The organism is Nonomuraea sp. NPDC003709, from assembly GCF_040610775.1.
GTDB lineage: Bacteria > Actinomycetota > Actinomycetes > Streptosporangiales > Streptosporangiaceae > Nonomuraea > Nonomuraea angiospora_A.
Genome location: NZ_JBEXMW010000002.1, coordinates 814,478 through 837,080, shown reverse-complemented (window position 1 = coordinate 837,080; position 22,603 = coordinate 814,478). Strand labels below are relative to the sequence as shown.

Annotated in this window: 22 protein-coding genes; 10 read left to right on the top strand and 12 right to left on the bottom strand. The window is 67.5% G+C overall.

The annotated features are described in order from the left end of the window. Nucleotides 1-160: 160 nt before the first annotated feature. Nucleotides 161-628 carry a cupin domain-containing protein gene (locus ABZX61_RS08290; protein WP_355192591.1) on the bottom strand — a complete coding sequence of 156 codons (468 nt, stop codon included), beginning with the start codon at nucleotides 626-628 and terminating at the stop codon, nucleotides 161-163. Between the two features lie 153 nt (nucleotides 629-781). Here ABZX61_RS08290 and ABZX61_RS08285 point away from each other — a divergent pair, with 153 nt between their 5' ends. Then, on the top strand, nucleotides 782-1,420 hold the full coding sequence (locus ABZX61_RS08285; protein WP_355192589.1) for a TetR family transcriptional regulator: 639 nt from the start codon (nucleotides 782-784) through the stop codon (nucleotides 1,418-1,420). 98 nt (nucleotides 1,421-1,518) lie between these two features. On the opposite strand, the gene ABZX61_RS08280 is transcribed toward ABZX61_RS08285, so the two are convergent. Then, nucleotides 1,519-1,938 (bottom strand): hypothetical protein, encoded by a 420-nt coding sequence (locus tag ABZX61_RS08280; RefSeq protein ID WP_355192587.1) that lies wholly within the window; start codon nucleotides 1,936-1,938, stop codon nucleotides 1,519-1,521. A 305-nt stretch (nucleotides 1,939-2,243) separates the two neighbouring features. Between ABZX61_RS08280 and ABZX61_RS08275 the strand changes: the two genes are divergently transcribed. Continuing rightward, on the top strand, nucleotides 2,244-3,575 hold the full coding sequence (locus ABZX61_RS08275; protein ID WP_355192585.1) for an ATP-binding protein: 1,332 nt from the start codon (nucleotides 2,244-2,246) through the stop codon (nucleotides 3,573-3,575). A 6-nt stretch (nucleotides 3,576-3,581) separates the two neighbouring features. Here the strand turns inward: ABZX61_RS08275 and ABZX61_RS08270 are convergent, their stop codons facing one another. The 5 genes from ABZX61_RS08270 to ABZX61_RS08250 all read right to left on the bottom strand — a co-directional run bounded on the left by ABZX61_RS08270 (nucleotide 3,582) and on the right by ABZX61_RS08250 (nucleotide 8,542). After that, nucleotides 3,582-4,430, bottom strand: a complete 849-nt coding sequence (locus ABZX61_RS08270) for a F510_1955 family glycosylhydrolase (protein WP_355192584.1) — start codon at nucleotides 4,428-4,430, stop codon at nucleotides 3,582-3,584. Between the two features lie 13 nt (nucleotides 4,431-4,443). Further along, a complete protein-coding gene (locus tag ABZX61_RS08265; RefSeq protein WP_355192582.1) occupies nucleotides 4,444-5,976 on the bottom strand; it encodes a multicopper oxidase family protein in 1,533 nt (510 codons plus the stop codon). A gap of 66 nt (nucleotides 5,977-6,042) precedes the next feature. Continuing rightward, nucleotides 6,043-6,435 carry a hypothetical protein gene (locus ABZX61_RS08260; protein WP_350734913.1) on the bottom strand — a complete coding sequence of 131 codons (393 nt, stop codon included), beginning with the start codon at nucleotides 6,433-6,435 and terminating at the stop codon, nucleotides 6,043-6,045. Between the two features lie 224 nt (nucleotides 6,436-6,659). Further along, nucleotides 6,660-7,514 (bottom strand): NAD(P)H-binding protein, encoded by an 855-nt coding sequence (locus ABZX61_RS08255; RefSeq protein ID WP_355192580.1) that lies wholly within the window; start codon nucleotides 7,512-7,514, stop codon nucleotides 6,660-6,662. Then, complete coding sequence (locus tag ABZX61_RS08250; RefSeq protein ID WP_355192578.1) at nucleotides 7,511-8,542, bottom strand: NADP-dependent oxidoreductase; 1,032 nt, start codon at nucleotides 8,540-8,542, stop codon at nucleotides 7,511-7,513. Before ABZX61_RS08250 ends, ABZX61_RS08255 begins: the two co-directional genes overlap by 4 nt. 91 nt (nucleotides 8,543-8,633) lie before the next feature. Between ABZX61_RS08250 and ABZX61_RS08245 the strand changes: the two genes are divergently transcribed. Beyond that, a complete protein-coding gene (locus tag ABZX61_RS08245) occupies nucleotides 8,634-9,071 on the top strand; it encodes a MarR family winged helix-turn-helix transcriptional regulator (protein WP_355192577.1) in 438 nt (145 codons plus the stop codon). 249 nt (nucleotides 9,072-9,320) lie between these two features. On the opposite strand, the gene ABZX61_RS08240 is transcribed toward ABZX61_RS08245, so the two are convergent. The 3 genes from ABZX61_RS08240 to ABZX61_RS08230 are packed head-to-tail and all read right to left on the bottom strand — an operon-like array spanning nucleotide 9,321 to nucleotide 11,065. Continuing rightward, complete coding sequence (locus ABZX61_RS08240; RefSeq protein WP_355192575.1) at nucleotides 9,321-9,776, bottom strand: DUF6069 family protein; 456 nt, start codon at nucleotides 9,774-9,776, stop codon at nucleotides 9,321-9,323. 12 nt (nucleotides 9,777-9,788) lie between these two features. Beyond that, on the bottom strand, nucleotides 9,789-10,046 hold the full coding sequence (locus ABZX61_RS08235; protein ID WP_355192573.1) for a hypothetical protein: 258 nt from the start codon (nucleotides 10,044-10,046) through the stop codon (nucleotides 9,789-9,791). Between the two features lie 5 nt (nucleotides 10,047-10,051). Beyond that, nucleotides 10,052-11,065, bottom strand: coding sequence for an RNA polymerase subunit sigma-70 (locus ABZX61_RS08230; RefSeq protein WP_355192571.1), 1,014 nt, complete (start codon nucleotides 11,063-11,065; stop codon nucleotides 10,052-10,054). A gap of 504 nt (nucleotides 11,066-11,569) precedes the next feature. Here ABZX61_RS08230 and ABZX61_RS08225 point away from each other — a divergent pair. The 7 genes from ABZX61_RS08225 (at nucleotide 11,570) to ABZX61_RS08195 (ending at nucleotide 20,866) form a co-directional block, all read left to right on the top strand. After that, nucleotides 11,570-11,848: a hypothetical protein gene (locus ABZX61_RS08225; protein ID WP_350734907.1), complete on the top strand. Its 279-nt coding sequence runs from the start codon at nucleotides 11,570-11,572 to the stop codon at nucleotides 11,846-11,848. Between the two features lie 4 nt (nucleotides 11,849-11,852). Further along, nucleotides 11,853-13,013 (top strand): hypothetical protein, encoded by a 1,161-nt coding sequence (locus ABZX61_RS08220; protein ID WP_355192569.1) that lies wholly within the window; start codon nucleotides 11,853-11,855, stop codon nucleotides 13,011-13,013. 18 nt (nucleotides 13,014-13,031) lie between these two features. After that, nucleotides 13,032-13,187 (top strand): hypothetical protein, encoded by a 156-nt coding sequence (locus ABZX61_RS08215; RefSeq protein WP_355192567.1) that lies wholly within the window; start codon nucleotides 13,032-13,034, stop codon nucleotides 13,185-13,187. Nucleotides 13,188-13,251: 64 nt separating this feature from the next. Continuing rightward, the gene (locus ABZX61_RS08210; protein WP_355192565.1) at nucleotides 13,252-14,739 is read left to right on the top strand and encodes a hypothetical protein; all 1,488 of its coding nucleotides are present in this window, start codon (nucleotides 13,252-13,254) and stop codon (nucleotides 14,737-14,739) included. After that, on the top strand, nucleotides 14,736-16,379 hold the full coding sequence (locus ABZX61_RS08205) for an ABC transporter ATP-binding protein (protein ID WP_355192563.1): 1,644 nt from the start codon (nucleotides 14,736-14,738) through the stop codon (nucleotides 16,377-16,379). The genes ABZX61_RS08210 and ABZX61_RS08205 overlap by 4 nt, the downstream gene beginning before the upstream one ends. Then, nucleotides 16,372-18,141 carry an ABC transporter ATP-binding protein gene (locus ABZX61_RS08200; RefSeq protein ID WP_355192561.1) on the top strand — a complete coding sequence of 590 codons (1,770 nt, stop codon included), beginning with the start codon at nucleotides 16,372-16,374 and terminating at the stop codon, nucleotides 18,139-18,141. The genes ABZX61_RS08205 and ABZX61_RS08200 overlap by 8 nt, the downstream gene beginning before the upstream one ends. Then, nucleotides 18,134-20,866 (top strand): thiopeptide-type bacteriocin biosynthesis protein, encoded by a 2,733-nt coding sequence (locus tag ABZX61_RS08195; protein ID WP_355192559.1) that lies wholly within the window; start codon nucleotides 18,134-18,136, stop codon nucleotides 20,864-20,866. Before ABZX61_RS08200 ends, ABZX61_RS08195 begins: the two co-directional genes overlap by 8 nt. 160 nt (nucleotides 20,867-21,026) lie before the next feature. Here ABZX61_RS08195 and ABZX61_RS08190 read toward each other — a convergent pair whose 3' ends face one another. Next, nucleotides 21,027-21,191, bottom strand: a complete 165-nt coding sequence (locus ABZX61_RS08190) for a hypothetical protein (protein WP_355192557.1) — start codon at nucleotides 21,189-21,191, stop codon at nucleotides 21,027-21,029. A 228-nt stretch (nucleotides 21,192-21,419) separates the two neighbouring features. Then, nucleotides 21,420-22,412 carry an AraC family transcriptional regulator gene (locus tag ABZX61_RS08185; protein WP_355192555.1) on the bottom strand — a complete coding sequence of 331 codons (993 nt, stop codon included), beginning with the start codon at nucleotides 22,410-22,412 and terminating at the stop codon, nucleotides 21,420-21,422. Nucleotides 22,413-22,603 lie beyond the last annotated feature (191 nt).

Genomic DNA, 22,603 nt, shown 5'->3' with positions numbered 1-22,603 from the left:
CAACCGATTTTGCGGGGTACGCGTGTATCTTGCCCGCCGGGCGTATCGCTCGAAGATGGGGCTCGACCAGGGCTGCCATGACTGCTGGGCGAAGAGCGCGCCGGCCGCACTTCCGCCCCAAGCCGCTCCCATCGATCGCCTTCCGAAGAACGGCCTACCGCTAGGGGGCCGACCGCCAGTCGGGGAGGTCCTCGAAGTGCACGTCGTAGCGGTGCTGCTCGGGGAGAAGTGAGGCGAATTCCGCCTCGCCACGGCTGATGGCGGCCAGCTGCTCGAAGTAGCCGAACCGTTCGATACCAGGGCTGAGCACGACGACCACGTCGGCCACCTCACCCTCTGCCGCCCCAAAGACGTGCGGCAGGCCGGGCGGTACGACGACAAGCCCACCCTTTCCCACCGTGGTCAGAGTGTCGCCGAGACGGAACAACATCGTCCCGTCCAGCACATAGAAAAGCTCGTGGGAGAGCTTGTGGTGGTGCGGGGGTGCCCCGTCGGCGCCGGTTGCGAGAGTGAGCCTGCTGGCGCTGACCGCACCCCCGTCGGCGAGCAGCTCGAACGCGCCGTCCGTGAGCGGTGCCCCGGCCGCCTCACCGGGTTGCACCACCAGCGCAGTTTGCATGGCCTCCATAGTGACTCCTTCGATCGGACGTGCCGCCCGGTGATCAGTCTGGCGCGCCAGTCACCTCGCGAAGGACGTCACCGGGACCGCACCTGCTGTACATGTACAGTTGTAGCCCACGGCAACTGTACATGTCCAGTCGGGAAGTGCCAGACTGCCGGTATGGCAGCGACGAAGACCCCACCCCTCGACACCGACGCCCCCGGAGCACCGTCGCCCGATGCGACGCGTTCGCGGGACGGCGAGGCGTCACGCGCCGCGATCCTGATGGCCGCCCGTGCGGCCTTCGACCGCAAGGGCTACGCGCAGACGTCGCTACGCGAGATCGCTAGAAACGCAGGGGTCAGGCCCTCACTGGTCGTGCACTTCTACGGCTCGAAGGCGGGCCTGCTGGCCGCCACCGTCGAATGGCCCTTCGATCCCGACACGGTTGTCCGTCAGGTCCTCGCGATGGGCCCCGACCACATCGGCGAGCGTCTCGCCGACGTGTTCCTGGAGACCTGGGAGCAGGACGGTCGGCCCAACACGGCTCTCACCCTGCTGCACGCGGCCTGCGAGCGTCCGGAGGCGGCCACGCTCATGCGGGAGCTGTTCACCACGTGCGTGGTGGATCCGATCGTCACGGCCATCGCCCCCGAACGGGCCGAGCTCCGGGCCTCTCTGGTGGCCAGTCACCTGCTGGGCCTGCACGTGGGGCGCTACCTGCTGGAGTTCCACGCGATCGCCGGGGCGGATGCCGACGTACTCAAGCAGGCGCTGGCGTCCACCATCCAGCACATGTGCACCGGACCGCTCTGGTAGGCGCCCCCGAGCCCGGGCAATCGCAATCTGCAGGCGCGTTGAGACGACACCCCTGCGATGCGGGCCGTGCTGCGGGGCGGCTCTGAGCGCGGCCGATCTCAGGCACCGGACGGAGCGGCGCTGCGGCCTGTCTGCAGCTCGCCACCCAAGGTCTTGCGCAACGTCTCCAGAACGGCCGGGGCGGCCGAGACGACCCAGCGGCGTCCGACGAGGTGGGAGCCGCCGTACATCTGCGCGTAGTCCAGCCAGTCCCGCCTGCCCTGCTCCGTGGTGAAGCTGGTGACCACGTAGTTGCCATCAGCCGTCCTGCACACGCCCTCGCGCAACTCGGCCGCCTTGGTCCGCATGGCGGGCTCACACCCGACCTTCGCGGCAAGTTCCTCGGCACTCAGGGCCGCCTCCTGATAGAGGCCGGGCGTCGGGCTCGCCGCAGCCTCGGGCCGGGCCGCCGAACCGCACCCGGCGACCAGAACGAGCGCGGCCAGAGCGCCGATGACACCTCGCGATGGACCTGACATGCCGAACCCTCCCACAAGCGATCGATGGGAGGTACGCCCGGCACCATGCCCGCAGTTCAGTCAGGAACAAGGATTATCTACACAACATAGAAGGTCCTTTGGGCGTCAGCACCATCTCGATCCCGGGACGACCAAATGCACGAATAGCCCTTTTCCTGGAGCCTTCCCCACCAAACGGTCATCCGGCATATGCAAAGATTAATGGTCATTATTGTTGCGAATCCCCTCTCCGGGTACGTGTCACAGATAGTGACACGGGGGATCGGATGGCGGCACGACTGTTTCCGCGCTCGATCCGAGCGCGCGTGACCACGCTCGCGATCTTGATAGCAGCGCTGGTCTGCACCGTCACGTCCACCATCACCCTCGCCACCGTGCCGCCCTACCTGCGCGAACTCGTGCATACCAGGGTGGAACTGGCCGTACACAAAGTCGCCGACCAAACCCAAGCCAGCCGCCTTCCGGCGAAGCTGGAAACGCCGTCGCACGTGCATCTCCTGCAGGTCGTCTCCGAGGACGGCAAGGTGCTTGCCGCCTCCCCCGATCCGCACGCGGCCTCGCCCGTGATGACCCTCCAGGCGGACAAGCGCGAGAGGATCCACATCACCGAACGTCGGCTGCCGCCCGTCCAGGGAGAGGACGGGGGTGAGTACCTCGTGATAGCCAGGCCTGTGCACATGCCGCAGGGTCGTGCCACGGTGTGCGGTGCGGCCTCGCTCGCCGAGGTCAACCGGGCACTGGCGTGGCTTCACGCGCTGGTGTTCCTGGGCACGCCGCTGGCGCTGGTGATCGTCGGCGCGACGACGCGGGCGGTGGTCGGGCTCGCCCTGCGCCCGGTCGAGCGCATCCGCGCGGAGCTGACCGAGATCACCGGCCAGGACCTCAGCAGGCGCGTACCCGTACCCGACACCAGCGACGAGATCGCCGACCTGGCTGCCGCCACGAACCATACGCTCGACCGCCTCGAACGCTCCGCCGAGTCCCAGCGCCGCTTCGTGGCCGATGCCTCTCACGAGCTGCGCAGCCCCCTCTCATCCCTGCACACCCAACTGGAGGTCGCCAGCGCCTACCCGGACGAAACAGACTGGCGGGCCACGGGCACGCAGGCCCTGGCCGCCGCCGACCGCCTCACCGGCATCATCGACGAGCTCATGATGCTGGCCCGCCTGGACGCCCACGCGGTCGTGCAGCGCCGCGTGGTGGACATGTGCCGGGTGGCCCAAGAGCAGGTGCGTCGCCGAGAAGGCTCCAGAGCCCCCATCGTCATCACCCCATGCAGGCCTGCCCCGGTGTACGGCTCGCCGATCCAGCTCGACCGCATGCTGACGAACCTCCTGGACAACGCCACCCGGCACGCCGCCACCAGGATCGACCTCTCGGTCAAGGTGGCGGACGGCAAGGTGATCGTCACCGTGGCGGACGACGGCGACGGCATCCCACCGCAGGACAGAGAGCGGATCTTCGAACGCTTCACCCGCCTGGACGACGCACGGGCCAAGGACAAGGAGGGCAGCGGCCTCGGCCTTTCCCTGTCCCGCGAGATCGCCATAGCTCACCGTGGCACCCTGGCCGTCGCCGACCACTGGCCCGGCGCCCAGTTCGTAGCCGTCCTGCCGCTGTACGAAGGAGAGCGGTAGCCTCCCTCAGGGCTGGTGGACGGTCGTGAAGTCCTTGCCGCCGTTCATCGACTCGTAGACCGTGCCGTCCATGGCGGCGGCCAGGAGACGCTCGGCGGATACGGCGGTGAAGGCGACGGCCTGCATGGGCAGGCGCCCGGCCGGCTGCCAGGTCGCTCCTCGGTCGGCGCTGACCTGCACCTGGCCGCTCGGATCAACGCCGACCAGCCGATCCTTGCCGACCACGTCCAGGAACGACAGCAGCGGGGCTCCCTTCAGCGCTTCGAAGGACCTGCCGGAGTCGCCGCTGACCTGCACGCCATCGGGCGTCGTGGCGTACAGGCGATCGGGCGCGTCGCCTCCGGCGGCGAGGTCGAGCAGGTCAAGCCGGGCGGCCGGCTTGAGGTCGGCCCCCTGCCCGCGCCAGATCTGGCCGGTCTGGCTGTCGTACCCGTAGGCCGTCTTCCCCGCGACCTGCAGGGCGTGGAAGTCGGCCTTGCCCGCCAGCGCCACCTGCTCCCAGGTGAGACCGGAGTCGGTGGAGCGGATCAGCCCGAGGTGCGGCGGCTCGCCGGCGGTGACGTCATCCGCGGCGGGGTGCCCGCTGGCGTAGAAGGTCTTCGGGCCGGCGACCGTGAAACCCATGTGGTCGGCGTCCCGGTCCCCCACCCTGACCAGCTTCCCGTTCTCCAGGGTGAACAGGCCGAAGTGGCCCGCGACGTAGGTCTTGCCGGTCGCGGGGTCCACCCCCAGGCCGTGAACGTGCCCGACCCCCACGTCGGAGGGCTTGGCGGAAGGGGTGGCGGCCGGTTCGCCGGCACCGCACGCCGTCAGACCGATGGCCAGGGCAAGCGCCGGCCCCAGTTTCTTGATCATCGCGCGTGTCCTTTCAGGCCTGGTAGCCGAGCAGGCTCATCATCCCGGCCTCGGCGTGGTAAACGTTGTGGCAGTGGATCATCCACAGGCCGGGGTTGTCGGCGTCGAAGTCGACGTCGAGGGTCGCGCCCGGGAGCACGATCGCGGTGTCCTTCCTGAGGCCGGTCCGCGCCAGGGCGAAGGTGTGGCCGTGCAGGTGCATGGGGTGCCACATCAGGCTCTGGTTGACGAACGACAGCCTGACCCGCTCCCCGGACCTGATCGGCTCGATGACCTTCGGGTCGTATTTCCTGCCGTTGATGGCCCAGTCGTACGTGGCCATGCTTCCGGTGAGGTTCAGGGTGATCGTCCGGTCTGCGGCCCGCTGCGGCAGCCGTACGTCCTGCGCGGGTTTCAGCTGGTCATAGCCGACGATGCGGCTGTTCAGCTCGTCAGGCCGGGCATCGGCCTGCGGGGTTCTGGCACTCTTCGCGGTGCGGACCAGGGCACGGGCCAGGCCCCGCTTGCCTTCCGCCAGCGCGACCAGGGGAAAGGCGCCGTCCTTGAGGGTGACCAGCACGTCGTAGCGTTCGCCCATGCCGAGCAGCAGCGCGTCGGTCTCCACCGGCTCCACCGGGAAGCCGTCGGCGTGGGTGACGGTCAGCCGGTGGCCGCCCAGCGCCACCCGGAACGCGGTGTCGCCACCCGCGTTGATCAACCTGATGCGCACCCGGACACCCGGCTTGGCGGTGAACGTCTCCGGAGCAGCGGCCACCCGCCCGTTGACCAGGAAATGCGGGTAGTAGACGTCGCCGGCGTCTCCGCCGAGCAGGTCGCTCTCGGCGTTCATCATCATGTGCGGCCACTTCGCCGACGTGGTCGGCGTGGGCGTGGGCATGGCCATGCCGCCGTGGCCGTCGTGCCCGCCGCCACCGGTCGTCATGCCCGCCATCGCGGTCAGCTCCGCCAGCACGTCGTCAGGGGTGCCGGTCACGCCGTCCATCCAGTCATCCAGGACGACGACCCATTCCTCGTCGTAGCCGAGCGGCTCGGCCGGGTCCTCGACGATCAGCGGCGCGTAAAGGCCGCGGTCGAGCTGCGTGCCATGGTGCGGATGGAACCAGTAGGTCCCCGGATGGGCGGCGGTGAACTCGTAGAGGTGCTCGCCGCCGGACGGAACGGGCTGTTGGGTCACGCCCGGCACGCCGTCGGCGTCGTTGCGCAACGCCAGGCCGTGCCAGTGCACGGTCGTCTCCTTCGGCAGCCGGTTGACGAGCCTGGCCCGGACCACCTCCCCCTTGGCGACGCGGATCGCCTGGCCGGGCAGGCGATCGCCGTACAGCCAGGTCCGCACGGTCGGCCCGCCGAGGTCGGCTCGCCCCTCATGGGCGAGGAGCCGAAACTCCCGTACGGAGCCAGGGCGCCGGGCGGCTTCGGCGGCCCGCACCTGCACCCCACCAGGTTGGACAAAAGCGGTGCTCTCGCTCGACGAGCACGCTGACAACACGGCTCCTCCCACGGCGGCCACGCCGGCACGCAGGAAGAACCGTCGATCGATGGATGTCATGAATCGCTCACGGTTCGAAACGGACGGGAATCCTTGACGCCGGGCTCAGCCCGGCCCAGAGGACTCCTATGTCCGCAGAACCGCTACGCGTCGGAGGGAGAGCGCGTACGGCAGCGGCGACCCGCGCACCGCGGGCAGTTCCCTCGGACGATGCGTGCCCGAGCCGCCGATGGCATTCGGCCGGCCGAGGCCGAACAGGGCCAGCACGAACACGACGACCACCGCGGCCAGCGCAACCAGGCACAACACAACAGGACCGTGATCGGCGCCGAAGGACGACGCGTGGCCGGCGCTCATGCCAGGATGATCGTCACCCGGCGCGGCGGCGCAGGCGCCGACCGCGGTATGGGAGGCCGCGCAGAAGTGCCCGGTGGCGTAACTGAGCCCGACGCCCAGCAGCACGGCGGCCACGAGCACAAGTTTCGGCAGCACCGCGGCGAACGCGTTTCTCCCGCTCATGACGCATCCCACCGGACAGGCACGACCCCACCTTACCGGCGCAGGGCATCGCCCCATTTCTGGCCTCCGGAGGAAGACGCCGGCGGCGCTGCGCGTGATGCGGCATCTCCCGCACAAGCCGGGCAACCGCCGTCGCGCGGCCATGGAAAGACCCGGACGGACTGCCGGCCGTGGTGGCGTTGGGAACGGGACCGGCGGTGACACCAGCCCCGGCCGGCGCGCGGCTATGGGGCCGACATCGGGCTTGTCCTCCATTGGTCGAGATGGGCGTCGATGAACTCGCGTATCGACGTGGGCTCGCGTCCAGTGATCCGCTTCACGGCCCCCGAGACCTCGCCGAAGCCGCCGTGTCGGACACGACGGTAGAGGTCGTCGAGAATGTCGGCTGTCCACGGGTCGAGGCCGAGGAGGGTCTCCTCCGGGGCGGGGTCCTCGGCGCGGATCTGGTGGCCGAGGCGCGCGGAGAGCTCCTGCGCGACGGACGCGACCGGCACCGGCTCCGGACCGGTGATCGTGTACGCCTGGTCGTGGTGCTCCTCCGGCGCGCTGAGGACGGCCACGGCGACGTCCGCGATGTCGCGTGCGTCCACCCACGCGATCGGGGCACCCCCCGAGGGCAGGCTCAGGACGTGGTCGTCCCGTATGGCGTCGCGGTAGAACCGAGGGTCGGTCAGGACCTGGTGGAACCAGGACGGACGGAGCAGTGTCCAGGAAGCGGCCCGGGTGACGACCGCGTCCTCGACCCGGCGCGCCCAGTGGTCCGGCGAGAGGGTTTCGGCTCCCTGCTCGGACAGGAGGACGACGTGCGCGTCCGGGTTCACCTCGATCAGGCCGGCGACGAGTTCGGGGGCGGCGGGAAGGTCGGGGCGCATCAGGTAGATCGCGTCCACGGCTGTGGCCGCCTCGCGCCAGGTCTCCTGGTCGTGCCAGTCGAACCGGACCGGATCGGTCCCGGTGGCTGGTGTCCTGGCGGGCTGCGACGACCCGGCGCGGACGAGGATCCCGGAGCGGCGTAGCCGGGCGGTCACCTCGCGTCCTGTCTTGCCTCGGGCTCCGGTCACCAGCACTGCACGGGTCATGCCTGCTCCTTGAGCCGGACGACGGCCTTGCCGATCGTGGGTGCTCCGCCGTGCAGCAGGCCCAGCAGGGCTTCGGGCACCCGCTCGATGCCGTCCAGCACCGTCTGCCGGTGGACGATCTCACCCGAGCGCACCCAGGAACCCATCTCGGCGCGGAAGGCGGGCATCTGGTCCTGGTGGTCGGTGACCAGGAAGCCGCGCGCGGTCGCCCGTTTGGTGACCAGCTGGTACAGGTTCCGCAGGCCGTGCGGCTCCCGGCCGTCGTACTGGCTGGCCATCCCGCACAGGGCCAGCCGGGCGCCGACCCGCAGTTGGTCGATCGCGGCCTCCAGCTGAGCACCGCCGACGTTGTCGAAGACCACGTCGATGCCGTCCGGCGCGGCCTGTGCAAGGTGCTCACCGGCCGCACCGTCGTGATAGTCGAAGGCGGTGTCGAAACCGAGGTCGTCCACCAGATGGCGTACCTTGGCGGACGATCCCGCGCTGCCGATCACCCGCTTGGCTCCCCGCAGCCTGGCGATCTGACCGGCGATGCTCCCGACCGCCCCGGCCGCTCCCGTGACGAACACCGTGTCGCCGGATCGCACCGACGCCACCTGGGTGATGCCCAGCCATGCGGTCAGGCCGGTCACACCGAGCACACCAAGATAGGTTTCGGCGGGCAGATCGCCGGTGTCGATCGGGACGACCCCGGCCGCCTCGATCACGGTGGCCTCGCGCAGCCCCAGGAAGTGCTCGACCACCTGGCCCGGCTTGACGCCGTCCGCGCGGGACTCGACGACCACGCCGACCGCTCCCCCCTCCAGCGGCGCGTTCAGCGGGAACGGAGGGATGTAGGACGGGCGGTCGTCCATCCGGCCACGCATGTACGGGTCCACCGACAGGTGTGTGTTGCGTACCAGGACCTGGTCGGGCCCCAATTCGGGAATCTGGGCTTCGACCAGCGCGAAGTCGTCTGCTGACGCCTGCGCTTGCGGCCGTCGTGTCAGGTGCCACGCCCGGGCCCGTCCCCTGCTGGTGACCGTCATCGGAATGCCCTTCCGGTAGATACTTGATTCACTCAAGCATCTACCCTGACATACATACTTGATTGCATCAAGTTCTTGGTAGAGTGGCCCTATGGCCGTACCCACGGGGCCCGTCACCGCCTCGACCGATGCCGAACGGGCGATGTTCGACTTCGTCGATGCCTACGACCGCGCCTACGAAACCGCCGCCCTGGAGCACGGGCTGAGCGTGGCGCAGGCCTGTGTGCTCGGGCGGCTCACCCGGCAGATCGGGATGCGGGAGCTGGCCGACGAACTCGGCTGCGACGCATCCAACATCACCCAGATCATCAGCAGGCTGGAGGCGCGCGATCTCGTCCGCCGGCACCCCCACCCCGACGACCGCCGCTCCCGGCAGATCGTCCGAACCCCCGACGGCACCGCCCTCTACGCCGCCTTCGAGGCGTCCTTCGAGTTCGCCCGGTCCGCCACCGCCAATCTGAGCTCCCGCGAACAGGACCAACTGGCCACCCTGCTCCGCAAGGCCCTCAACGGAACGGCTAAACCGTGAGTGGCGCCGCCGAAACCGGCACATCGGCAAGGGACTGAAGATCCCGTCCCGGGAGAAGCCGACCGTTGAGGGTCCGCGCCGAGCCGCCCGGCCTCAGCGCTGACACGTGGCGGAGACGATGATGATCGTATGTCCGTAGACCTTTCGCCATAGCTCCTGCGCACCGGTGCGCGTCGTGTCAACCCCCGCGTGATGTCTTTCCACGTCCGCCAAGGCGCTCGCGCCGTGCGTTGTCCCGTTGCGGGATCGTCAATCGGTCCGGGTGCGGAGGCTGCGCGCCAGGATGGGGATCATCACCGTCGCAGGGACGAGGTGTAGCCCGAGGAGGGCGGTGATGGTGACGGTGTTCGCCCCGGAGAGGAAGGGCGGGATCAACGAGATCGCGGTCAGCGACACTGCCGTCCACACGAACCGCTCGGCGGGACGAGCGCTCCAACGAAGCAGAGCGACGGCAATGACGATGCCACCGACCGAGAAGAAGCCGGTCACCACGGCGAACCCGGCCAACGGGATCGTCTCGCCACCATCGGGGATCTCGAAATCGACGCCAACGGCCTGGGCAAGCGCAGCGGCGAGGGTGGTGGCCACCATCGCCGCGAGCGTGGCAACGAAGCCGGTGCCGGCGAGCCCGCGGAGTCGGTGGGTGTGGCTGGTCTGGCCCGATGCCGGGCCTGCGACGTCCCCGGTGTCATTCATGCTGTTCATGTCGTTCCTCCATCATTCGGTAACTGGCGTGACGGTCCTGGCCCTGGGGATGACGATGCGCACCCTCGCCGTGCGACGGCCGGGGTTTCGCAGGGCGCGGACGCCGGTGCCGCGGAGCCAGAACCCGGCGCCGCGTCCGAGGACCGGCCCGGGCTCGCCGTCGCGCAGCTCCAGCTGCACCCGCCCGCGGGTGACGACGCCGAACGCGTCGTACCACTCCTCCGCGACCACCGCGACACGCGCGCCACCGCGCAGCGCGAGCGTCCACACCGGGACTACTCCGTGCCGTCCGCCGGCAGGCGCTCCGGCAGCCCGAGCCGCGGGAACCGGTCGTCGTGGAACGTGACGATCTCGGTGATCGCCCCGCCGGTGACGCGCAGGACGTCGATCGTCAGCGGCAGGTACGCGTCCTCCCGCTTCCGCCAGAGGTAGAAGGCGACGGCGGGCTGCCGGTTCACGGAGGTGAGGACGGCGCGCAGGTGCTTCATCTCCTCGAAGCCGCTCTCGACCCAGTCGTTCACCACCGCGTCGCGGCCGACGTACAGGCCCGGCGTGGGCGGCATCGAGCAGCGGACGTCGTCCCGCAGCAGTGCGGCGAGCCCGTCGATGTCCGTGGCCACGCTGGCGTCGGTATAGCGGCGCACCAGCTCGCGCGTCCCGGCGTCCTCCGCGCCGCCGGTCCAGTCCTGCCGCTCGGCGGGCAGGTGCTCCCGCATGCCGGCGCGGGCCCGCTGAAGCGCGCTGTTCACGGAGTTGACGGAGCCCCCGAGGAGCTCCGCGACGTCCTTCGCCGGCCAGCCGAGCACGTCCCGCAGGATCAGCACGGCCCGCGGGCGCGGCGCGAGGTGCTGGACTGCGACCAGGTACGCCAGCTCGATCGTCTCCCGCGCGACGGCGACGGTCTCCGGCTCGTCCGCGTCGCCCGCGGGCAGCTCGTCGAGCAGCCGGTCCGGGTAGGGCTGCAGCCACGGCACCTCGCCGCCGGTCGCAGGCTCCGGGCGGCACTTGGCGAGCAGGTCCAGGCAGGCGTTGGTGGCGATCCGGTACAGCCAGGCCCGGAACGTCGACCGCCCCTCGAAGGTCTCCCGCCGCCGCCAGGCACGGAGGAACGTCTCCTGCACGGTGTCCTCGGCGTCCTCGAACGACCCGAGCATCCGATAGCAGTGCACGTGCAGCTCCCGCCGGTGCCGCTCCGCCAGCCCCGAGAACGCCGGCTCGTCGACCTCGCCCAGCCCGCTCACACCCAGACCGCTCACGCCCAGCTCCTCCAGCCGCGTGTCCGCACTCATCACGTCATCCTTCCGCCTCGTCGTGTCCCGTCGTAGGTGTGACGGGTACGGGCGCGACAACTCATCACTTGGGTCGGTCGGCATCGCTGATCCGGTGGCGGAGCACGACGCGCGGTAGGGCGAGGAGGGCGCGGGTGCGCGGCCGCCTGGCGCGTGACGGGGTCGCCTGGCCCACGACGACGCGGCGGGCCCGGGGTGTCATAGCGCTCGTATGCCTGCAGAACTCGGCGAAGCCGGCTTGCACGGTGAATCCCGCACGCCCGGACAGCGAGCCCCCACCGCACATCAAGACCGATTCAGGCCTGCCAGATCACAAAAGATCCGGGTCAAACCATAAACAATATCGCACAATATTTACGATCCCATGAAAATAGGAGCGTCCAATCCAAACCCGGCATGGACCACTCACCAGCCTGAGTGGATAACAGAAAATCCTCTTGTCAGCCAATCGACGACATTGCTATGGTCAGTAGTCGGAGACGAACCGCGACCTTCGGGAATCACATGGCCGATTCCGTTATTCGCCGGACCATGGGCTGGGAGTTGGAACGCTTCGCCGATCTGACGGGCGCCTTCATATTCGTTCGCAAACCCGTCGCGACATTGATCGTCGACAGATTCAAGCTCTATTTGCTGGAGATCTGCGACGGCCAGACCGTGGCGGCGACAGCGCAGCGCGTTTCTCACATCATGCCCGCAGTAAACATCGATCAGTGCATTGCTCTGGTGAACGAGCAACTACGCCAACTCGCGGCCCACGATCTGATTTCCCTGGAAGGGTAATACCGTGTCGTCGACCCCAGTGCATCAATCGGCCGTTGCGGCGAAGACAACGGTTTCGGAGGTGGAGAGCCACCTGGGCACAGGAATGTTCGGCGATGGCGACAACGCCGACCAGACGGCCGACGTTTATTACCGAGGGCTTGGCAGACTGTGCGCCGATGCGATGCAGATCGATCGGGAGGCGCTCAACGCCTGTGCGGCCCCTCAGCTTGAGGCCCTGCGCCGGGGTGCTCTGGATCTCGCGCTCCGCGAATTCCAAGCCGGGCGGAAGGAAGCCGCTCATGCGGCCATCAACGATTTCCTGATCATCGCAAGCGGCAGCGACGGGCAGCTCACCGTCGACGAGTCGAGGTCCAGGCATTTCCGTCCTCGCGTATGCCGCGCCATGCGGGGCACGTGCGCCGGCGAGGAGGTCCTGTCCCGCTGGAACGCGCAAACCGTCGCGGACGGCGAAAACCTTCTGGTGGAAGCCGTTGAGGTCGGAGACGACCTGGAGCGGGCCGCTGACCACGCGATGGACCTGCTCGCCGAAGCCCTGCCCGTGGTCGCTCCCGACGTCCTGCGGTGCGCCTACGGTCTCGTGCCGCTCACCGGAGCGATCATCAGCGGGCACTTCGCCCAGACGCCCAAGCTGATTTTCGTCAATGTGTCCGCGCTGCGGAATGTCTACGATGCCGCCGAGTCGATCTTGCATGAATCGCTTCACCAGAAGCTCTTCGACATCGGGCTTGCCCGCACGATCTTCCGGCCAGGCTACGTGGACGCGGAGAGTCACACCATTCCCATCCCCTGGAGCGGGGACGAACTGAGAGTCCGCCAGTTCAGCGCCGATCGCGCCATCAGCGCCTACCACGTGTACGTGCACCAAACTCTGCTCTACCTGGCGTTGCTGACCCGCCGTCGCTCTTATGCCGAACCGGACCCGGAGATTCTGCACAGAACCGCGGTCGCATGGGCACGGGCGCGTGAGTTCAGGCGAGGCTTGCACGGCGATGGCGCCCGGACCGAACTCGGCGAGGACGGGCTGGCCTTCCTCCACTGGCTGGACAGGGCGCACGACGCTCTCGGAGCTGTCGTTCTGCCCGACGGCTCCGCGCTTGCCGGCCATGAAGGGAGTTACGCCTCGTCCGCTTACAGACGACCCGCGGCGTCCGCCACGGGTTAGCCAAGAAAGGGGAGCCAAATGAATGCGATTGAGCTGCTCGAACGGGATCTGGCCGACTTGTTCGCCGATGTGGAATCGCTCGACATCCGGGAGACCCCCGTGGTCGGCACCGAGATCCGCGAGATCCGCGACGACCTCACGATCCTGGCGATGAACAAGCCGAAGACCAACTGACTCCTTCCGGCGTGCCCTGCCGCCACGGCGGCAGGGCACGCCTCTTTATCATCAAGCAGGATTGATGGATGATTTCTTGGTGGTTGAGCAGAACCTGCTCGCCGAGCTTGTCCGGGAGATAATGGAGCTGCCTTACGAGGACCTGCCGGACTGGCGGTTGCTTCACCACCGGCTCGCGGGCGTCGACGTCACTCGGGGCCTCTTGGCCGAACACGAGCTCGACCGAGCCGCGGAGACACTCAGGTCGCTATTGCTGAGACGCGCTCACGCGATGAGCGAACAGAGATTCCGCTCGCCCGACACGATGCTCCGGACGGTACTGCCCAGCGGGTGCGAGCTCGACCACAGCTATGAACGGAACATGACGGCTTCTCACCTGGAGGCACGGCTGGCTGCTGCCGTGGCGGAGCATGTTCCCACCGGATGGGCGCTGGAGAGCGTGGCTTTCTCCAGCGGAATGGCCGCACTCACCCATGTGCTGCAATCGCTCATTCATATGATGCATCCGACCGAGGCACACCCGTTGAAAATCGCATACTGGGGTGACTACTTCGAAACCGATCTCCTCCTGGAGTACCTTGCGTCTTCCGCCGTCTCTCACGAGAAGATCCCGCCGTCGGCGTTGACGGACCCGGCATCGTTTTCCGGCGCCGACGTCCTCCTTGTCGAGCCGGTTCGTTACAGCCGCACTCTGGATGTTCTGCCGCTGCGGCGGTGGCTGCGTGCCTGGGCGGAAGATCCGGCTCGCCCCCGGGTGGTGATCGCGGATACCACGCTGATCTCCCCGGCCTGGCCGATGCGGCAGGTGTTGGAAGCGATGGCGGGTCGTGACGCTGTCACGTTCATCGAGGTGCGCTCGGCGCTCAAACTCGACCAGCAGGGGCTGGAACTGGCCAATCTCGGCGTCGCCAATGTCCTCCATCACCAAGGGATGGTCGGTGGGGTGCCGCAGGCGGGCGAACTGGCGAAGGTGCTGCGGCTGGTGCGTGGGGTGACCGGCGCCGGGCCGAGCGCCGCCGATATCGCGGCGCTGGACGCTCCCTTCCTGTTCCGCCCGGCCTGGCATCGACGGCACGCGGGCCAGGTGTACGCCAACAATCGGTATGTGGCCGAGAGGCTGGCGACGGTCAGCGGCGTGTTCAGCTCAGTAATTCACCCCTCGCTCGCCTCGGAGAACGACATCATCCGCGACGCCCCGTTCGTCATCATCGAATTGGCCGAGGACAGCGCCGAGGACAGCGTCGCCAATCATGGGTTCGTCCTGGGTGTGCTGCGCCACGCGGCCGCCATCCGAGGAATCCGCCTCGTCCACGGCGCGAGCTTCGGTTTCCGATCGCACCGGTTCGACGCGGTCATCCCGCGTGTCAGCCAACCGCGCGGTCTGCTCAAATTCGCCGCGGGATCACGAAGGGGACCATTCCTCGACGCCGCAGCCGACATCCTCGCCGAGATCGGCCGCGTCGCTGGAATGGATGCCCTGCGAGCGCTTTATCCGGACGTGAAGGAGATCCCCCTCCTACCCCCTGAGGCGGATGCCGAGGAGCAGTCGTGAACCACCTTGCGCTGTCGGACCCCATTCGGGAGAACAAGAGGACGGTCGGCCTTCTCGTCGGGCTGGCCATGGTGCAGTGGGGCGCGGAAGCATTGATCCCGTGGTCGCTGGGCAGAATTCTCGCGATTCTGATCGACGCGACCTCCGGCGTTGTGAGCTCGATTGCGCTCCTGGCAATGCTGGCGGCGGTCACCATCGCGGCATCGATCACCCGTTATGTCGTGGCGGCCAAGTTGAAGATCCGGGTGTCATTCGACTTGAAGGCCCGTCTGGGCGATCGGGTCACCAGAGGCGTGCAGGGCTCCACGGGCGAGCTGGGCACCTCGGTCAACTCCGACACCGACGCGATCGGAGGGTTCCCGAATGCCATCGCACGGTTGCTCGGTTCGATCGCCGCGATGGCGGTGATCGCCACGTACCTGCTCGCGGAGTCCCTGGCGCTCGGCGGGGCCGTCCTGCTTGGCGTCGTGCTCGTCTCCCTCCTCACCACAAGGATCGCGGTGCCGCTGGAGGGCCGGCAGCGGGCCCACAGGAAACTCCTCGGCACGCTGAATGAGCTGGGGGTCGACCTCGCGGGAGGGCTGCGGGTGCTCCGTGGTCTCGGGGCGCAGGCCACCTTCGAGGAGCACTACCGAGTCGTGTCGAAGCAGACACTCCGAGCGGGCGTCGCGGTGGGAGGCACCCAAGCGCTGTTGTCGGCCTCCGCTGTCTTCCTGCCGAACCTGCTGCTCATTCTGGTCACCTGGGCCGGCGGACGACTGGCGCTGAGCGGCGAGATCGAACCAGGCGCACTGGTTGCGTTCTGTGCCGCGGCGGTGTTCCTGGTCGAGCCCGTTGGATCGGTCGCAGACTTCGTGAGGACCCGGGCCGGGGCATTGGTCGCGACAGAGAATTACAACGCCTGCTTGGGAGACCCCGACCGGGAGCAGCCTCCCGTAGACGAACAGGGCGTGCTCACGGGTGAACTGACCACACCTCGCACGGGAATCGTGGTCCGACCGGGAGAGCTGGTCGTCGTCGTTCCCGAATCGCCGGCCGACGAGACGCGGATCGCGGAACACCTGGCGGGGCTACGAGCCGATGATCCCGCCTGGCGAGCCTCGATCGGCGGCACCGCACTGGCCGAAGCCCCTCGCTCCGACGTACGCAAGACGGTGCTCTATCACGGCGCGCAGCCGTTCCTCTTCTCCGGAACCATCCGTGAGGCCGTTGACTCGGCCGGTGGCCTCAGTGATGACGAAGTACTGGAGGCCCTGCGCACAGCCGTCTGCGACGACCTGCTGACCATGAGCTCCGAAGGCCTGGACCTGACGGTGGGGCCGCGTGCACGCAATCTGTCGGGCGGCCAGCGCCAACGGCTGGCCCTCGCCTCCGCTCTCGCACGTCAGAGCCCCTATCTGGTCATGGTACGGCCGACAGAGGCGCTGGACAGCGCCACCGAGCAGGAGGTCGCGTCGCGCCTGCGTTCCTTCCGGCAGAAATCGGGCACCGTGGTGCTGACCCGGAGCCCGGCGTTCCTGGAGCTCGCCGATCGGGTGCTCTACCTGGAACGCGACCTCGTCAGCGGAACCCACCGTCAGCTACTGACGACCTGCAAGACCTACCGAGCCGTAGTCGCACGGGAGATCCAGGATGTCTGACGCCACCCTGCCGACAGCCGACAACGCGAGGATCCGCACCGAAGTCCTGCGGCTGCTGAGGTCCAACCGCGGCACACTGGGCGCCGTCGTCTGCCTCTACCTTGTGGCGGTAGCGGTCGGGCTGGTACCGCCGATGCTCCTTGGCGATGTCGTCGGCAGCATCGCGCACAGGTCGCCAGGATTTCCCCTAGACCTCGCCGTCGTGGGAATCGCGGCGTGTGTCCTGCTCCAGGGCGTCCTGGTGTTCTTCGCCAGGAAGTCGGCCTTCAGGCTGGGCGAGAGAGTGTTCGCCGATCTGCGCGAGACGTTCGTCAGCCGCGTACTGCGGATGCCGTTGCAGCGGGTCGAGAGCGTGGGAACGGGTGAGATCCTCTCCCGGTCCACCAACGACATGGAGGTCATCCATGAGGTCGTGAGATCCGGGTTGCCGGAGACGGTGGCCGCGCTGCTCACGCTGGTGCTCACGGTCACTGCTTCCTTCGTGGCCAACCCTCTGCTGGGCTGGACGGTGCTGGTCGGTGTTCCGATCATCGTGGTGGCGACGCGCAGGTACGCCAAGCGGCTCCGGAAGGCCTACCAGGACGAACTCGCCGCCCAGTCACGGCTGTCGACCCTGGTGCTGGAGACCGCGCAGGGCGCACAGGTGGTAGAGGCGTTCGACCTTGGCGGCCGGCGTGGTCGACTGATCGCTTCCGGGGTGGCCGAGGCCAGGGATGCTTCTGTCACCCCTGTTGATCTGTCGGCCCGGTGGTTTCCCCTCGTACAGATCGGCTATTTCCTGCCCCTGGTCGTCACCGCCGGCGTCGGGGCGTGGATGGTCGGCATCGGGCTGGCGGACGTCGGTGAGGTGACAACCGTCGTCCTCTACACGCAAGCCCTGATCGGGCCGCTCGACGACCTCGCCGACTGGTTCGACGAGTTTCAGAGCGGCTCAGCCGGGCTGGCCAGAATCGTCGGAGTGCCCGAGACGCCGTGGGAGATCGAGAAGTCCGGCCCCGAACCGGTCGACCGATCGGTAGTGGTGGAAGGCGTGACCTTCGCGTACAAGCCGGGCCGTCCCGTGGTCGAAGACGCCCACCTGCGCATCGAGCGCGGCACAAGAACGGCCATCGTGGGCCCGTCGGGGGCAGGCAAAACCACCCTGGCTCTGCTCATGGCCGGAGTCCAGCCCGCGTCACAGGGACGCATACTTGTCGGCGGCACCGACATCGCCAGTTTTCCGCCAAGCGTTCTGCGCCGTCACATCGCGCTGGTCACTCAGGAGGACCACGTCTTCAAACGGAGCGCCGCGGCCAACCTACGCCTGTTCATGCCTGCAGCCACCGACGAGCAGGTGACCGCCGCTTTGGAGGCCACCGGCGCGATGTCCTGGATCTCGCAGTTGGACGGAGGCATCGACGCCGAGTTGGGAGAAGAGGCGTATGTCCCGACTCCAGCGGAGTCGCAGCAACTCGCCTTGGCTCGAATCCTGCTGAATCCCCCGGCGATCCTCATTCTCGACGAGGCCACCTCCGCGCTCCCCAGAACGACGCAGCGGCGGCTGGACGACGTGCTCCGCCGCTCACTTCATGGCCACACGGTCATCCAGATCGCTCACAAGCTGGACACGGCCGCCCAGGCGGACCAGATCATCGCCATGTCGGGCGGCCGTATCGCTGAAGTGGGCTCCCATGACGAGCTGCTCCGGCGCGACGACATTTACGCAAGGCTGTGGCGGGTCTGGGACACCGGCAGCAGCCTGGAGCACACGCCGAATGCCTGAGCAGGAAGCGTGGTCGGCGCTGCCGCTCGTGATGGTCCGCATGCCCGTCCTGCCGTGCGACATGCCGGACCACAGTCACGAGGGGGATCCCATCATCCGGCTGTGGTCGAACGCCGTCCTGGCCGAGGCTGTCTGGGTGGCCAACCCGCGCTTCGCGAGCCGCCTGGATCTCTATGCGTCGGGAGCCTGGCAGCCTGATCCCGAGGCCCGGCAGCGCATGCAGTGGACCTTCCTCAAGTACGTCAACCGTATGAGCCATCGTCCCACGCCCTTCGGTCTGTTCGCCGCCACGGGCTTCACCACCTGGGGCGCGGACCAGGGCGAAATCCGCCCCCGCGCCTTCACCAAGAGGGTCAGGTTGGACGCCACCGTGGCGTGCCGTCTCGCTGACAGCACCGCTGCCACGGTCGAGGTGAACCCGAGCCGGCGGGTGACCGCTCGGCGGATCCTGTTCGCACCTCCCGGTAACAACGTGACCATGCGTTCGGTACGACGGCTGCCCGTCGTCGACACGATCTGCGACTACTGCACCGAACCACGTGACATCGACTCTGTTGCCGAACTGGTTCACATCACGGACCCGGGGATCCTCGATCCTCGCGCCTTCGTCAGCCGGCTGCGGGAGGCCGGGCTGCTGGTGAGCTCTGCACGTCGACCTGCGCCACATGAGTTGGGCTATCGGGTTCCCCTGCTGCGTCAGCTCGAGCAATGCCCTCTCGGGGAGGGGATCGATGCGGTCAAGAAGGCGACTGAGGTCTTTGACTGGCGGGATGCCCGCGCGTGCCTGGCCATGGATCTGGCCATGTCCGTGGACGGCCGAGCGCCGAACGCCCTGAAGCACGCCCTGCTTGCGGCCATGCCGATCCTCCTGCGATTGGCCATGGCGCAAGAGCCGGACCGGTGGATCGCCGACTTCGCAGAGAGGTTCGAACGACGTTCCGGGCATGAGGAGGTCCCCCTTGAGCGGGTGCTGGACGAGGAACGGCCACCGGCACCAGGCGTGGCCGATTCCCCGCGACTGGCAGCGCTCCGGGCTGCCCTCATCCGGCGTGCGGCAGCGAACAGGGTCTCGATCGTTCCGGAGGACGTCGCCACCCTGCCTGTGCTGAGCCGGGCTGCCGTGTCGTACGACGTCTTCGTCCAACGAACCAAGACGGGCGATCCACGGGACCCGGGCTGGGTGCTGGGGCCACGAGGATTGGCCGGCCCCGGCGGCCGGGCCTTTTCACGCTTCGCCGGACTGGACCCGCGTGTTGAGGAACATGTCGCGGCGGCGGTGTGTCGTGAGGGCTCAGAGGCGCTTTTCCTGGCGATCGACTATTGGCAGGACGCTTTGCGCAACCTCGCCACCGGCTGTTCTCCCTACGAAGGGCTGCTCGCCTGGTCGTCGGCTCCCTCTACCGCGGAACGGCCCGTGACACGCCCCGCCGACCTGATGGTCGGTGTCTCGGATGGCGTGCCGTACCTGCGGTCGCGGACTGACGGGCGCAAGGTCGTCGCACGTACCCACCACCTGGTCAATACCGGTGATGCGCCCCCGCTACTGGATTTCGCCCATCGGGTGTCCGCCTTCGGCACTGCCGTACCCGGCTGGGACTGGGGAGCACTGCCCGCGACGAACAGTGCGCTGCCGCGGGTGGAGATCGGCGATCTGATCATCTCCCCGGCCAGGTGGCGGATCGACGCAGCGCTCGGCGGTCCGGCGATGCCCAGGTACGTGCACGTCGGGGAGGGCGATACCCGGCTTCTGCTCGACCTTGAAAACCCCCTGCACCGGGACCTCCTCGCGGACGAAAAGCGCCGTGGACGCGAATGGGTCGAGGAGTCCTTTGTCAGCGGGCTGGCTGACCGCCCCGTCGAATTCGTCGCCACCATGGTCAACACGGAACACCCCCGCATACCGGCGGACGTCTCTCAGGTGACCGAGCCGGTCGTGCACCTTCCTGGCGACCGGTGGTGGGCCTTCCACATCCTCGCGGATCCCGATGACGAGGACGAGGTGATCCGTGTCCTCGGTAACCATCTTGAGCGCCGGAAGGCGCAGTGGTTCTTCGTCCGGTACGACGATCCCGTCCGGCATCTCCGAATCAGGATCCGAAGCGAAGACACGAATGTCATCGAAATGAGTCAGGTGCTTCGGGTACTGGCCGGAAAGGACCTCGTGTCCACCTTCTCCATTGAGCCCTACCGCCCGGAGACCCGCCGATATGGGGGTGCTGAAGGCCTGGCAGCCTGCGAACGCTCCTTCTGCGAAGACAGCAGATCCGCACTCGCCTGCCTCAGGCCGCTCCGGCAGTCACAACAGGACAGGGCCTTGCTGGCGGCCGCCTTGACCCATCTCTATCTCGGCTCTTTGCGCGCTCCTGCTGATGTCGTCACTGAGGTGCTGACCCGTATGAGCGCGGGGCTGCCGGCTCGGAAGGTGTCACGACGACGTGCGCATGAGGCCCGCAAGGAGCTCATGAACGTGCTGACGGAGGAGCAAGCGCCCTGGCTCACGCACATTCGAGGGTTGTACGAAACCCGCACGGCGGACAGCCTCTCAGATTTGGCCGACAATATCGGCGTAGTCCGCAGCCTGACCCATATGCATCTGAACAGACGCGGCATAATGCCGGCCGATGAGCAAATGGGAGCGCTGTGGCTACTGGAGACCCGGCGACGGCTTTCGGGCCGCCATCACTCCAGTAGGGCAGACAGGCGATCTCAGCGAAACTTCCGGTAGCCGGTCTCACGCCGCGACCCGGGCGGCTGAGGTTTCGCAGGTCACCTGGTACCGCAAGAGTGCGGTGTGCAGGAAACTGCACACCTCATCCGCCACATCGGATCTGCTCAGTCGCCGGCCGTCATCCCCGGTCGGCGACCGGAGCTTCGCTGTTGCCTATTCAGAAATCGCGGTTCCCGACCGAGAAATCGCGGTTCCCGGCTGAGAAGTCGCGGTTGCCGACTGAGAAGTCGCGGTTCTCGGCGCTCGCCGGAGCGGCGGCGAACGCGAGTCCAGCCCCGGTGAACGCTAAAGTCGCGGCCAGGGCAAGAACGCTCTTGCGCACTTTTCCTCCTGATGCTCGTGTCTCTCGGTCTCCTGCAGTGGATCGTACGGAGAGGTGGAATGCCGGACTATCCGGTAAGCGAGCGGCCTGCGGCGCGATCCGGATACCGGACGATCGTCATCGCGCGGAGCCCGCGCGAACAGTGGCGAGCACCAGGACCTCATGGCGGACGATGCCCTCACCCTTCAACCGGTCGGACGCGTCTCGCATCCTTAACCATCGCCTTCGCTATCGTCCTCGACGTGTGACGGAGGGCGCGTGACCGTAGGTCTGGCGGTAGAGGGAGGCGAACCGGCTCAGATGCACGAAACCCCAGCGGAGCGCCACCTCTGTAACAGTAGTCTGGCTGCCTGTCGCCGCGATGTGGACAAGATCGGCGTGAGCCCGGGCCAGCCGTACGTTGCGCAGATAGGCCATGGGCGTTGTCTGCAGGTGTTCGCGGAAGCCCGCCTGAAGGGTACGGACGCTCACCCTGGCCGCAGTGGCGATGTCTCTTGGGGTGATCGGCTCAGCGGCGTGTTCTTCGCAGAAGTGGCGCGCGCGTCGAAGCGCTGCGGAGATCGATAGGGCACTGGGCTCGTCGAGGTCGGCAGAGTAGGTATGGGGCTGTGAGCCGAGCATGGTGTGCAGTAAGAACTGCTCGAAATGGTGTTCGGCGAGAGATGAGGCGGCAAAGGGGAACGGTGTTCCTGCCGTAGCGGGGAGGGAAAGTGCGGTGAGTGCTCGACCCAGCGGGCTCTCATCGATGACTTGTGGCTCGAAGTGCATATCTTTTTTCGGGGCGTCACCGAGCCGATCCTCAAGGAGGCGATCGACAAGCACCTCAGGAATCTGGATGATCATGATATCGTGATCGACGCTCCAGTTCATGTTGATGCGCTGCCGAGGGCCGATGATGGTAAGTGGTGCGGCAACGTCCTGGCGCCCGACCGTCAATCTTCCACCACCGGTCAACGGCACGTGAATGTTGTAGAAGTCGGGCAGCGCTGGTACTTCGACACGGATTTCGGCCCCGTACGCCAGTGTGTGCAAGACGATGTTCCCGCGGTGCAGAAGCCTGTACCGGCCACCGTTCGAATGGCTTTTGATGACCTTGAGGCCGTGCGGCGAGAAGTTCTGCGAGACCTGCGCTCGCATTTCCTCTACGTCGCCTTTGAATATCAGGGCCGGTGCGGATGGACTCGGGAGGTTTCCCAAGCTCTGTGATCTCAATTCATTCATGGTCTTGATCCCCCAGCTCCCGTGGCTGGACCTACCCAATTGGCCGGACAGAGGTGTGTCAAGCGATCTCGCCGGCAGGAGAGGAGCGACCCGGTCTCAGAGGAACCGCCCGTGTCGCCTCGCTCGGAAGGGCGGGTCCGCCGCGCGGTGGAGACAGCGTGTCCGGCCCTGATCGCGGACGTCGTGCACAT